A 12,428-nucleotide genomic window follows, 5' to 3' on the forward strand; every position below is an offset into this window, starting at 1 on the left:
CCAGAGGGCCGGACGCGCCAACACGATCCTCCACGAGATGTGTCACATGTGGTTCGGCGACCTCGTGACCCCCACGTGGTGGGAGGACACCTGGCTCAAGGAGTCCTTCGCCGATCACCAGGGCACCTGGGCCGAGGCCGAGGCGGCCGGCTACACCGAGGCCTGGGTGAGCTTCGCCTCCACCCGTAAGGCCTGGGCCTACCTGGAGGACTCCCGGCCGGCCACCACCCACCCCATCGTCGCGCAGGTCGATGACGTCGAGGCCGCCCGGCAGGCCTTCGACGGCATCACCTATGCCAAGGGCGCCGCCGTCCTCAAGCAGCTCGTCGCCCACGTCGGCCAGGAGACCTTCCTGGAGGCCGCGGGGCTCCTCTTTGAACGCAGGGCCTACGGAAACGCCTCCCTGGACGACTTCCTGCGCGTGCTCTCCCAGGTCTCGGGCCGCGACATGCACGACTGGGCCCGCGCCTGGCTCCACACCGCAGGCCCCTCGGCCATCACCGACGAGCTGGCCGTTCATGAGGGGCGGATCGCCTCCCTGACCCTGAGGCAGGAGGGAACCGACCCGGTGACCGGGCAGAGCGTCCTGCGTCCGCACACACTCGTCGTCGGCCTGTACTCCTTCGACGGGGGAGGGGCGCTGGTACGCACCCACAGGCTGCCGGTCACTCTGGATGCCGAGCGGCTCGACGTCGCCGAGGCCGTGGGTCTGCCCGCTCCCGATCTCGTCGTCGTCAACGACGAGGACCTCACCTACGCCATCGTGCGGCCTGACGACGCCTCACTGTTCTGCCTGACCACCTCGCTCGGCTCCCTGCGCGATCCCATGGCGCGGTCCCTGGCCTGGTCGATGCTGCACAACCTGGTGCGTGACGCGCTCATCGATGCGGCGCTGTTCGTCCAGGCCGTCCTGGCACACGCCGACGACGACACCGAGCCGAGCACCCTGACCGTCCTGCTGAACCAGGCGCTGCGGGTCGCCTGCAGGTATGCCGGAGGGCACAGGCGTCGTGCGCTCCTGGGGCTCCTCCTGGCCGATGACTCGACCGAGCCGTCGAAAGAGACGGACCCGGCCGTCCTGCGCGGCGGGTGGGGCAGGCTCCGTGCTGCCGCGCCGGGCTCCGACGCCCAGATCGTGCGCGCCCGTGCCTGGCTGGAGGCCGCAGGGCAGGCACGGCTGCTCGGTGAGGCGGATAGCGCCCAGGCGGCCACTCGTGCACGCGAGATCCTGGATGGCGCTCTGCCCGGCCTGGAGCTGGACGCCGACATGCGGTGGCGGGCCCTGACCGCCTTGGCGCGACTGGACGCCGTCAGCGCCGACGAGCTCGAGGCGCAGCGGAAGGCAGACCCGACGGCCAGTGGCATCACCCGTCACCTGCAGGCCTCCAGCTCGATGCCCCGTCAGGACCTCAAGGCCGAGGTCTTCGACCGGCTCCTGAAGGACACCGCTTTGAGCAACGACCACATCGATGCCCTCGTGGGTGGCTTCGCCGTCGATGCCCACCGAGAGCTGACCGCGGCATTCACCCCTCGATACCTCCAGGAGCTTCCCGGACTGTGGTCCGGGCGCGGCCAGGAGATCGCCACCCGGTTGGTCAACGGGCTCTTCCCGGCCTGCGGGGACGAGGCGGACGCCCAAGCGGTCGAGGACTGGCTCACGACGCACCCCGAGGCACCGTCGGCCCTGCGCCGGCTCGTCCTCAAGAGCCTCGACGACCTGCGACGTGCTCTGAACGCTCGGCGCACCGGCTCAGAGGATCTCTGAGAGCTCAGACCATCTCCATGCCTGTGAGACCTTTGTCCTAGCCTGACCAACATCAATGCGGAGCCGTGACCTGTTTGAGACCTTCAATCGGTGCTCCTGGTCACCTCGAGGGCATTGTTGCGGGCGTGCAGCGGGTAGGGTCGTGGACAATCATGGAGGGCCGTGTCGTGGTGTTGACTCGACGGCGGTGCAACGAACGGTATGGTGGTCCCTGAGGCGGCGCACCGGGCGCCGCAACGAACTGAGGGGCAGGAATAATGTCGAGCAGTCCGATCGAGCAGGATCCCTCCTCCACACAGACCTTCGGGGTCGTTGACGTCGCCAACTCAGTTGACTCCCCGGTGGTGGGGCTGAGCCAGCAGGACGCCGCTGCGATCGCTGCACTGCCGTCGGGAACGGCGCTTCTCCTCGTCCATCACGGGCCGACTACCGGTGCGCGGTTCCTCCTGGACGCCGAGGAGACGACGGTCGGGCGCCACCCCCGTGCCGACATCTTCCTCGACGACGTCACCGTCTCCAGGAAGCACGCGGTCTTCTCATCTCTGCCCGATGGTGGGTACGGCGTCCGTGACTCCGGTTCACTCAATGGAACATACGTCAATCGCACGCGCGTGGAGCAGGCGGCTCTTCGCTCCGGTGATGAGGTTCAGATCGGCAAGTACCGGATGACCTACCACCCCGGCCCCCAGGGCGGAGCCGCGTCTCGGTGAGCGCTGCAACCGCACGAAGCAAGAAGCGAGACGCCCCCTCCTCCTTGCTTGAAGCCTCTGAGCGCCCGGCAGGCGAGACCTGGCCCCGCGGAATCTCTCGAGAGCCCGTGATGAAGATCGGGCAGGTGGTGGATCTGCTCAAGGTGGAGTTCCCTGCCCTGTCGATCTCCAAGGTTCGTTATCTCGAGGGTGAGGGGCTCATCAGTCCTCATCGTGTCGGCAACGGGTACCGCCGCTACTCGCAGGCGGACCTGGAGCGTCTGCGCTACGCCTTGGCGGTGCAGCGCGACGAGTACCTCCCGTTGCACGTCATCCGTGACCGTCTGGCACGGCTGGACGCCGACGTCGAGGCCCCCGCTCCGCAGCCTGTTGCTCGGGTGGTCGCCCGAGACGGGCAGATCGTCGACGACGGCCCCATGGACCTGGAGGCGCTCTTGGCCCACTCCGGTGCCAGTGAGTCCCAGATCGAGGAGCTCGTCGCCGTCGGACTCATCAGTCCCGATGTTCGGGGGCGTTACAGTCAGCAGAACCTGAGGACCGTGCGTCTGGCCATGGAGATCACCCGCAAGGGAGTGCCCCTGCGCAACCTGCGTGCGGTACGCGCCTCAGCTGAGCGGGAGGCGGACACGATCGATCAGGCGGTGGCCCCGCGCCGCTCGCGGTCGCGCAGTGCCGGTGAGGAGACGGCTCGGGAACTGGCCGAGCTCGTCGCGGATCTGCACACGATTCTGCTGCGTCGCGCTGTCGACGCTCTGGGCTGACAGCGGGTGCCCGCACGCCCAGTAGGCGTTGACCAGGCCGGGCCGCGCGTGTCGACGAAGGTCAGCGTGCGTCGGTTGCGTGTTCCCGGGACAGGGGGGACTGCCTCCCGTAGGGTTGGAACGTGCCATTGATGCAGTTGGTGGGTGTCAGATCCACTGATCCTGATGACGGCTTGGTCGCCGTCCTCGTGGAGGACGGCGGGCCGGCGATGCTGGCCATTCCGGTGACGGCGCACGAGGGACTGGCGCTGCAGGCTCACGGCTCGCACCGGTCGCCCTCCTGGCCACGGCTCCTTGACGACGTCGTCGAGGCACTGGGTGGTCGGATCGGGCGCACTGAGCTCGACGTTGACGATGACGCGCGCATCGTCGCCAGACTCATCGTTGAGACTCCTGCCTGTACCAGTCGGGTGATGACGGTTGCCTGCACTCCGGGGGAGGGGCTGCTTCTGAGCGGATACCACCGGTTCCCGGTGCATGCCAGCAGCTCGCTGACGCGCCTGAGGGCTGTGGATCTCAGTGACGACCACGGGGCGGAGAGACTTGAGCAGTGGCAGCGAATGTTGTCGCAGACTGATGATCTCGCCGATGACGACACGCGGGACTGATGTGACTCGTGTGACTAATGTTGTAATCTGTGTCACTTGTTGAAAGTGACGTACTGGCGGAGAACTGGCTTCATCGCAGGGAATAGTGGGCGCCTGGGAGGCAACTGTTGACCTCAGCTAGAGATTCACGCCCGACGGCACACCGAGATGAGGCGTGCCCTTCGTTGAGCATCGCCCCAAGTGGCCCTATCGTGGAGCCGTGGCCGCACGAGGCGTGCCGCCGCACCAGTTTCAGGTGCGTGTTCTTCCGGCGACAGGAGCAGGTCGTGAGCATGAATGAAGCCAGTGCGATAGCAAGGCCTCAGCGTACTCAGGGCATGCTGTTCGGTGACCCGTTGCCCCAGCTCGATGCCGACTCGGGCTACCGCGGGCCGGTCGCCTGCCGCGCTGCCGGTATCACGTACCGCCAGCTCGACTACTGGGCACGCACCGGCTTGGTCGAGCCGTCGATTCGAAGTGCCAAAGGATCGGGTTCTCAGCGCCTCTACTCTTTCCGCGACATCCTGGTCCTCAAGGTCGTCAAGCGCCTCCTGGACACCGGGGTCTCGCTCCAGCAGATCCGCACGGCCGTCAGCGCCCTGCACTCCCGCGGTGTCGAGGACCTGGCCTCCATCACTCTCATGAGCGACGGCGCCTCGGTCTACGAGTGCACCTCGGCCGACGAGGTCGTCGACCTGGTCGCCGGCGGCCAAGGCGTCTTCGGCATCGCCGTGGGGCGGGTGTGGCACGAGGTTGAGGGAGCGCTGGCGGACCTGCCCGTCGATCACGCTCAGGCTCTCGGCACGCCGCTGGTCGAGGACGAGCTGGCCAAGCGTCGCGCCACCAAGCGCCAGCAGGCCATCTGAGCGACGCGAGGCGCGCGCCATCAGAGCGCTTATTCGCTGAGGCTGGAACCGTGGTGACGGTTCCAGCCTCACGCATATTCTGGCCGAGTCGATCCGACTCATGGCAAGGCGAGTATCGCCGCGGTGCAGCTGCGCACCGACGTCATTGATATCTACTACGCCCACTTCGACGATGAGTCCACTCCGCTGGAGGAGATCGTCGGCGCCTTTGAAGAGGCCCGTCTCGCCGGCAGGATCCGGCACGTGGGGCTGTCCAACTACACGCCCGAGCGCATCCGGCAGCGGTGCCACTGGCCTGGCTGTGTGATCGTCCCGGTGTCACCGCTCCGTTGGCCTCGGCGCGCAACCTGAGTCAGCTTCGGCCGATCGTGGAGGCACTGACCTTCGAGGTGTCAGTGACGAGGAGACCCGGGCTCTCACCCGGGTCTCCGATGCCGCGCGCTCCTGACCCGCTGTGGGGTCGGCCTTGCGCCTACAGAGTGCGCCTGCCCAGAACGTAACGGCGGCTGTATCCGTCGGTGAGGTCGGTGATGGTGACGCGAACCAGACCGGCCTCATCGACGCGGTAGTGCTCCTGAATCCGCGGTCCGTGATCGCGCCGCTCCACCGAGTAGGTCCTCAGCTCCTGGTCGTCGACGTCCCGCAGTGGGGCCTCGAAGGGGAAGACGATGTCCTGGTAGGGTGCGATCTCGCCGCGGGGTTCACCGCCCTCGTCGACACCGGCACACTCCACGAAGCGGTACCAGCCGATGTTGTGCGCCGCATCATACTCGCGGGTCAGCACCGTACCCTCCCGGCCACCGGGAGAGGCCTGGACTGACTCGGGGCTGAGGATCGCATCGAAGGTGAGACGATGACCGCCGTCGGCCTCGCGGAAGACACCGAAGCCCCGTGAGAGTCGGTCGGTGAGGTCGTAGTCGCTGGTGCGGTCCGCCGCGATCGCCAGACCGATGGCGGTGGAGGCCCCGGGGTAGGGGGAGCGGTGAACCCTGCGACCGAAACGCTCCCGCAGGAGCCTGGGCACCAGAGGCAGACCTGAGGCGCCGCCGACCAGGTAGACGCCGGCGATATCGGTCAGATCCGGGCTCCCGTCGTCCAGCCTGCCGACGAGGGGGGCCATCGTGTCCAAGGACCGCTCAATGAGCGGCGTGCAGGCCTGATACAGGTCGGCCACGGGCAGGACGACGTCCTGACCCCTCAGGATGATGAGCACCCGACGGCTCTGAGGGGTGAGGTGCTCCTTGGCATCCCGGCACTGGTCCAGCAGGTCGTCGAGCTCAGTGGGGGAGAGGTCCTCCTCGGTGATGCCCGCCCGGTTCAGGGCCATCGTGGCCATGAGCAGGTCGACGTCGTCCCCGCCCAGGTCCCCCAGTCCGTGAGAGGCCAGTACCTCGTGAGACGTGCCGACGACGTCGACCAGTGAGGTGTCGAAAGTGCCGCCGCCCAGGTCGTAGACCAGCACCCGAGTGCGCCTGGAGGAGACGGTGGTCGCCTTGCGATGGGTGTACTCGAACCCGGCTGCACTGGGCTCGTTGAGCATGGCGGCGACACGGAAGCCCGCCTGCTGGAAGGCCTCAAGAGTCAGAAGACGCTGAGCGCCGTAGGCGTGGGCTGGCACCGCCACCACCACGCGGGCGCGTGCGATGTCGATGCCCCGCTCAGCGAGCTCGCTTTCAAGGTGGCGCAGGAAGCTGGTGAGAACCTCCAAAACGGAGAAGGTCTGGTCTCCCAACCGTACCGGCGTCGAGGCCGTCAGCGTGGGGGAGGCCAGGGCCCGTTTGAGGCTGCGCAGCAACGGAGCCCCCTGGTGAGCGGCCTGCCTGGCGGCGAAACCGTGAACAAGCGCGCCTTCGTGCAGTGCTGTCAGTGAGGGGATGAAGTCGTGCTCGTCACCGTGCTCGTCGGTGAAGCTGATAACGGGATAGTTCCCCCGATCAGCACGTGCCACGACGGTGCGTGTCGTCCCCAGATCGATACCCAGGTCGATGTCCGTTGCCGACTCGGAGTCGATCCCCTGGTCGGGGAGGATGCCGCTGCCGATGCTGTCCAGGCTCTTCATGGTGTCCGCTGCCATGCGTTGACCCTATCGTGACGGGCCCCTCTTTCCGGGGAATGCCACCATGTCGAGAGGAATTTGTGGAACGTGACAATTGGCTCAGCGGCTTTGCCCCTGAGATGGGACGAAAGACCGTGTTGCTGGGGAGTGGGCATGACGTGCTTATGAGCCGTCCGGAACCGGTGCGAGGTTCGTATGCGATTGGTTAGGCAGCAGGGGGGTCGGCGGGTAACAATACTAGTGGGTTGCGCTCACGCGACCCGGACCTCCGCAACCGTCTGCCAGGGCGGCCGAGAGGGGCAGCCAAATCTCCCATCGGGAACGGTATGAGCACCATTCTCTTCCTCGTGATCGTTGTCGTCGTGACGGCCCTCATCTTCGACTTCACGAACGGTTTCCACGACTCGTCCAATGCGATGGCGACGTCGGTGGCGACAGGCGCCTTCACGCCCAGAAGAGCGGTTCTGGTCGCCGCCGTGCTCAACGTCGTCGGTGCCTGCCTGTCGACCGAGGTCTCCAAGACGATCTCTCACGGCATGTTCGACGACACGGTGATCGAGGCGGCGCCGGCCATGATCTTCGCTGGTCTGGCCGGCGCCATCCTGTGGAACCTGGCGACCTGGTTGTTCGGACTGCCGTCGTCCTCGTCCCACGCCCTGTTCGGAGGACTCATTGGAGCGGTCGTGGTGGCGGCCGGGGTGCAGGGAGTCCACTGGGGGACGGTGATCTCCAAGATCATTCTGCCCGCCGTCATTGCACCGGTGGTGGCCGGGCTGGCGGCAGCGCTGGCCACAGCCCTGGCCTACCGCATCGCGCATCCGACCAACCCCTACTCCGAGAGGCTCTTCCGCAACAGTCAGCGGGTCACCGCATCGCTGGTGGCGCTGTCTCACGGCACATCTGACGGGCAGAAGACCATGGGGGTCATCACGCTGGTGCTGGTGGCCAGCGGCTACCAGGAGGCCGGTACCGGCCCCCACTGGTGGGTCATCGCCGCAGCGGGCCTCGCCATCGGTCTGGGCACCTACTCGGGCGGCTGGCGCATCATGCGCACCATGGGGCGCGGGCTGGTGCATGTCGAGGCGCCGCAGGGCTTCGCCTCCGAGACCGCCTCAACGGTGGCGATCCTGGCCTCCTCCCACCTGGGCTTCGCCCTGTCCACCACCCACATCTGCACCGGGTCGATCCTGGGCTCAGGGATCGGCCGGGGCACCAAGGTCTCGTGGAGAACCGCTGGCAAGATGGGGATCGCCTGGCTGGTGACGCTTCCGTGCTCAGGCCTGGTGGGAGCCGCCACGTCCTATGTCGCGGTCAAGGGCGGGGTGCCGGGCACGATTGCCGTTATCTGCCTGCTCATTCTCGGAGCCCTGGCCATCATCCGTCAGGCGGACCACAACCGGGTGGATTTTTCCAATGTCAATGACGCTTCCGAGATCGTCGTCGTCAAGCAGGGACCGGAGCTGGGACGTGAACCGCTGACGCTGGACGAGGTGCGTTCGGAGATCGTCAACGGCGTGACGGACCAGGACAGTACGCATCGGATGACGACAGGATCCATGGCATGACCGGTATGGCGATCGACTGGGGCTCGCTGGGGCTGGTGGCGTCAGTGACGGTGCTGGGCACCGCCTTCATCCTCACCATCTGCTCGCTGGCGGCTCGCATGCTGGCCATCGTGCACGCCAAGCACGAGGCCGGCGAGGTCGAAGGGGTGCGTCTGGCTCAGGTCCTGGCGGGCGTCTTCATCACCATTGCGGCCATGATCGCGTTATTCGGCCTGTGGCTCATCATCCCGTACTTCCACTGAGAACCGCCCCAGTACGCGACAGTGGCCCTGCTAACATCCGATCGTGACTGAGGACCTTAAGGGCCTGGCCCTGGATGCGATTGCCGCGTCCACGGCGGCTGATGACCCGGACTATCCCCGCTTCCACGTTGTCCCACCGGTGGGGCGACTCAATGATCCCAATGGACTGCTGGTCGACGGCGACACCTACCACGCCTTCTACCAGTTCAGTCCTCTTCACCCCCACCGCAAGCTGGTCTACTGGGGGCACTCCTCCTCGACGGACCTGCTGCACTGGCGCCACCACGCCCCCGCGGTCATCCCGGACTCCTCCTACGACCGCTCCGGGGCGTACTCCGGCAACGCGATCGTGCTGGAGGGGGCTGAGCTCAACGGCGCAGCCGCTCAGGTTCCCTATCACCTCTTCTACACCGGGAACCTCAAGGACCCGGTGACCGACGAGCGCACCGCCAGCCAGTGCCTGGTGACCAGTGGCGACCTGACCGACTTCATCAAGTGGCCCGGCAACCCCCTCATCCCCACCCATGCTGAGGGATACACCGCCCACTACCGCGACCCGCAGGTCTTCCGGGACGCCGACCGACCGGGGGAGTACCGGATGCTCATCGGGGTCCAGCGCGCCAACGCCACCGGAGCCGCAGTCCTGTACCGTTCCCGGGACCTGGTCTCCTGGGAGCTGGAGGGGGAGCTGAGCTTCCCCGGGGCCGGAGGCGCCTTCGACTCCTTCGGGTACATGTGGGAGTGCCCCGGCCTGGTGCGGCTGAAGGACGAGGACACCGGTGAGGACTGGGACGTTCTCTTCTGGTGCCCGCAGGGCATCAACCCCGACAGGGAGGGCTTTGAGAACATCTTCCCCTGCGTCTACACGGTGGGTCACCTCGTGGGCACTGAGCTGCAAGACACCGGCGGGGTCTTCTACGAGGTCGACCGGGGCTTCGAGTTTTACGCCCCTCAGGTCTTCGCCCGGCGTCCCTCCGAGCCAGGGCCGGTGCTGCTGACCGGGTGGGCGGGCAACGCCTCCGAGGACGACCAGCCCTCCATCGAGACCGGACAGTGGGTCCACGCCCTGAGTATGCCTCGGATGCTGAGTCTCAAAGCGGGGAGACTCGTCCAGCGCCCTGCCGTTTGTCTCCCATACGACGCCGGGGAGCCGGTTCTCGTGGGTGAGTACCTGGAGACGGGCATCTATGAGATCGACCACCTCAGTGGGCACCGCAGCTGGCAGTTGCGCCTGGAGGCCGACGCAGAGCAGACCACGGGGCCGTGGGGACTGCGAATCGGATCGGATGACTCGCACGTGGACATCACTCTGGACGGGCGGGTGCTTCGGGTGGATCGCTCCACCTCCCGCTATACCCAGCACGGCTCCACGCGCGTTGTAACGCTTCCTGAAGGATGCGAGCAGGTGCTGGAGGTCATCCACGACCGCTCGCTGACTGAGGTCTTCGTCGGTGACGGGGCGCTGGTGCTCACCCTGCGCAGTTTCGTCGACATCAACAGCTCGGGAGCGCGACTGATGGTGGGGGAGAGCCTCACGCTGACAGCTGGCAGCACAAGGACTTTCGCACCGTCCTGAGGCCTTCCCGACGTGGCGTCGCCACGGGAGCAAAGGGCTCCTGAACATGGCGAAGACAGGGAATTGACCAGGACCTTTCTCTCCGGTTGCAGGGTGCTCTAACTCACTGTAACGTGACTATCGATTGACACAGGTGTGGCCGCAGGGAGTCAGCGATGATCCCGACCGTTGGGTTTCCCCGCCCTCCCAGGTGCTGCGGTCCCATCACGAGAAAGGAACCCCCGGGTGGCAATGGATCACGCCCGCGTGGCGAAGGACGTCCTGACATACGTCGGTGGCGCCGACAACATCAACGCAGCAGCGCACTGCGCAACGCGTCTGCGTCTTGTCCTCAAAGACATGGACAAGGTCGATCAGAAGGCTCTCGACAAGGACCCCGACCTCAAGGGCACCTTCATTGCGGGCGGTATGTTCCAGATCATCGTCGGACCCGGAGACGTCGACCTCGTCTTCTCCGAGATGATCCGAACCGGAGGCGTCAAGGAGGTCTCCAAGGACGAGGCCAAGGAGCAGGCCGCCAAGGGCGGTAACCCGCTCTCCCGCTTCATCAAGACCATCGCGGATATCTTCGTCCCGCTGCTTCCGGCCCTGGTCGCCGGCGGTCTTATGATGGCAATTCACAACGTCCTCACGGCCGATTTCTTCACTGCGCCTTCCTTTGTCACCTCGGACAACCCCACTGGCGCCTATGGACTCGTCGACCGGTTCTCATGGCTTGCCGACTACGACGACGTCATCAACCTCGTATCCTCGGCAGCCTTCGCCTTCCTGCCGGTGCTCGTCGGCTTCTCCGCAGTCAAGCGCTTCGGCGGCAACGTCTACCTGGGTGCGGCCATGGGGGCCGCTATGGTCTCCACTCAACTGACCAGCGCCTACGAGATCGAGACAGCTCGACAGGCCGGCACCATTGAGGTGTGGCACCTCTTCGGCCTGACGGTGGACAAGATCGGCTACCAGGCCATGGTCATCCCCGTCCTGTGCGTCTCATGGCTGCTGGCATACATCGAGAAATGGCTTCACAAGCGCCTGTCGGGAACTGCCGACTTCCTGCTGACCCCGCTCATCACGCTGCTGGTGACTGGCTTCCTCACCTTCGTCGTCGTCGGCCCTCTGGCACGCGAGCTTTCCGACGGCATCACCAACGGCCTGAGCTGGCTGTACACGACCGCCGGACCCGTGGGTGGCTTCCTCTTCGGCCTGGTCTACTCGCCGATCGTCGTTACCGGATTGCACCAGTCCTTCCCGGCAGTGGAGCTGCCTCTCATCGCACAGATGAGCAGCGGCGGTCCCGGCTCCTTCATCTTCCCGATCGCCTCCATGGCCAATATCGCCCAGGGTGCCGTGACCCTGGCGGTCTTCCTCCTGACCAAGGACTCCAAGATGAAGGGTCTGGCCGGTGCTGGTGGTGTCTCCGCGATCGTCGGTATCACCGAGCCCGCCATCTTCGGTGTCAATCTCCGCCTGCGCTGGCCATTCTTCATCGGAATGGGCGTGGCCTCCCTCGGAGGCGCCGCCGTCGCCCTGCTCGACATCCACAACCAGGCTCTGGGCGCTGCCGGATTCGTCGGCTTCGTCTCGATCGTTCCCGACGACATCGTCAAGTACCTCATCCTCGAGGTCATCGTCTTCTTCGCTGCTTTCGGCGCTGCCTTCGCCTACGGCACCACCCGTGGTAAGGCCTCTCTGGCCGGTGACGACGTCGACGCCGATGAGGCCGCCCTGGAAGCCGAGGCCATGGCCGAGCACGCCGAGACCGTCGAGCTGCCCGCTGAGGCCGCCGAGGACTTCACCGTCACCGCTCCGATCCAGGGGCGCGCTATCCCGCTGTCCGAGGTGGAGGACCAGACCTTCGCCTCGGGCATGCTCGGCCCGGGTATGGCCATCGCCCCCTCCGAGGGTTCGGTTGTCTCCCCGGTCGACGGAGAGGTCCTCGTGGCCTTCCCGACCGGTCACGCCTACGGGCTGCGAGCCGCCAGTGGAGTCGAGCTGCTCATTCACGTCGGCATGGACACCGTCCAGCTCGAGGGCAAGCACTTCAGCCCCAAGGTCAAGGCAGGCGACAAGGTTCTGCGCGGCATGCCGCTGGTGGACGTCGACTGGGCCGCCGTCGGAGCCGCCGGCTACCAGACCGTCACCCCCATCGTCGTCTCCAACGCCCAGGGCTACGAGGGAATCGAGGAGCACGGTGCCGGAACGATTCACCGAGGTGATGCCCTCTTCGATGTTGTGCGCAAGACCGACGACTCCGATGACGGCAAGGAGAATGCTCAGGCCGACGCCGCACAGGCCACGGCCTGATC

Annotated in this window: 10 protein-coding genes and 1 pseudogene; 10 read left to right on the plus strand and 1 reads right to left on the minus strand. The window is 66.2% G+C overall.

The features are described from left to right. The 6 genes and pseudogenes from HMPREF2883_RS03295 to HMPREF2883_RS03320 all read left to right on the plus strand — a co-directional run. Positions 1–1,765, plus strand: a 1,765-nt coding sequence (locus HMPREF2883_RS03295) for an ERAP1-like C-terminal domain-containing protein (protein WP_070658961.1), incomplete at its 5' end; no start/stop codon positions are given. A gap of 257 nt (positions 1,766–2,022) precedes the next feature. Next, positions 2,023–2,475 (plus strand): FHA domain-containing protein, encoded by a 453-nt coding sequence (locus HMPREF2883_RS03300; protein WP_070658962.1) that lies wholly within the window; start codon positions 2,023–2,025, stop codon positions 2,473–2,475. Continuing rightward, positions 2,472–3,236: a transcriptional regulator FtsR gene (locus tag HMPREF2883_RS03305; protein ID WP_176747130.1), complete on the plus strand. Its 765-nt coding sequence runs from the start codon at positions 2,472–2,474 to the stop codon at positions 3,234–3,236. The genes HMPREF2883_RS03300 and HMPREF2883_RS03305 overlap by 4 nt, the downstream gene beginning before the upstream one ends. A 131-nt stretch (positions 3,237–3,367) precedes the next feature. Then, positions 3,368–3,844, plus strand: coding sequence for a DUF151 domain-containing protein (locus HMPREF2883_RS03310; RefSeq protein WP_070658964.1), 477 nt, complete (start codon positions 3,368–3,370; stop codon positions 3,842–3,844). 317 nt (positions 3,845–4,161) lie between these two features. Continuing rightward, positions 4,162–4,689 carry a MerR family transcriptional regulator gene (locus HMPREF2883_RS03315; RefSeq protein WP_070658965.1) on the plus strand — a complete coding sequence of 176 codons (528 nt, stop codon included), beginning with the start codon at positions 4,162–4,164 and terminating at the stop codon, positions 4,687–4,689. 126 nt (positions 4,690–4,815) lie between these two features. Next, positions 4,816–5,137 (plus strand): annotated as a pseudogene (locus HMPREF2883_RS03320) (aldo/keto reductase); the annotation flags it as partial. A 24-nt stretch (positions 5,138–5,161) separates the two neighbouring features. Here HMPREF2883_RS03320 and HMPREF2883_RS03325 read toward each other — a convergent pair. Further along, positions 5,162–6,763, minus strand: a complete 1,602-nt coding sequence (locus tag HMPREF2883_RS03325) for an Hsp70 family protein (protein WP_070658967.1) — start codon at positions 6,761–6,763, stop codon at positions 5,162–5,164. A 308-nt stretch (positions 6,764–7,071) separates the two neighbouring features. Here HMPREF2883_RS03325 and HMPREF2883_RS03330 point away from each other — a divergent pair, with 308 nt between their 5' ends. The 4 genes from HMPREF2883_RS03330 (at position 7,072) to HMPREF2883_RS03345 (ending at position 12,426) form a co-directional block, all read left to right on the plus strand. Continuing rightward, positions 7,072–8,310, plus strand: a complete 1,239-nt coding sequence (locus HMPREF2883_RS03330; RefSeq protein WP_070658968.1) for an inorganic phosphate transporter — start codon at positions 7,072–7,074, stop codon at positions 8,308–8,310. Next, the gene (locus HMPREF2883_RS03335; protein ID WP_081379582.1) at positions 8,307–8,552 is read left to right on the plus strand and encodes a hypothetical protein; all 246 of its coding nucleotides are present in this window, start codon (positions 8,307–8,309) and stop codon (positions 8,550–8,552) included. The genes HMPREF2883_RS03330 and HMPREF2883_RS03335 overlap by 4 nt, the downstream gene beginning before the upstream one ends. A gap of 43 nt (positions 8,553–8,595) precedes the next feature. After that, the gene (locus HMPREF2883_RS03340) at positions 8,596–10,128 is read left to right on the plus strand and encodes a glycoside hydrolase family 32 protein (RefSeq protein ID WP_070658969.1); all 1,533 of its coding nucleotides are present in this window, start codon (positions 8,596–8,598) and stop codon (positions 10,126–10,128) included. A gap of 231 nt (positions 10,129–10,359) precedes the next feature. Continuing rightward, complete coding sequence (locus HMPREF2883_RS03345; protein WP_176747133.1) at positions 10,360–12,426, plus strand: PTS sucrose transporter subunit IIABC; 2,067 nt, start codon at positions 10,360–10,362, stop codon at positions 12,424–12,426. The last annotated feature ends 2 nt before the right edge of the window (positions 12,427–12,428 follow it).

Origin of the sequence: Actinomyces sp. HMSC075C01 (assembly GCF_001812965.1) — a bacterium.
Lineage (GTDB): Bacteria > Actinomycetota > Actinomycetes > Actinomycetales > Actinomycetaceae > Actinomyces > Actinomyces acetigenes.

Coding starts and splice junctions, on each gene's coding strand:
- HMPREF2883_RS03330 (WP_070658968.1), top strand. CDS start 7,072: ATGAGCACCATTCTCTTCCTCGTGATCGTTGTCGTCGTGACGGCCCTC.
- HMPREF2883_RS03315 (WP_070658965.1), top strand. CDS start 4,162: ATGCTGTTCGGTGACCCGTTGCCCCAGCTCGATGCCGACTCGGGCTAC.
- HMPREF2883_RS03325 (WP_070658967.1), bottom strand. CDS start 6,763: ATGGCAGCGGACACCATGAAGAGCCTGGACAGCATCGGCAGCGGCATC.
- HMPREF2883_RS03345 (WP_176747133.1), top strand. CDS start 10,360: ATGGATCACGCCCGCGTGGCGAAGGACGTCCTGACATACGTCGGTGGC.
- HMPREF2883_RS03335 (WP_081379582.1), top strand. CDS start 8,307: ATGACCGGTATGGCGATCGACTGGGGCTCGCTGGGGCTGGTGGCGTCA.
- HMPREF2883_RS03310 (WP_070658964.1), top strand. CDS start 3,368: ATGCAGTTGGTGGGTGTCAGATCCACTGATCCTGATGACGGCTTGGTC.
- HMPREF2883_RS03300 (WP_070658962.1), top strand. CDS start 2,023: ATGTCGAGCAGTCCGATCGAGCAGGATCCCTCCTCCACACAGACCTTC.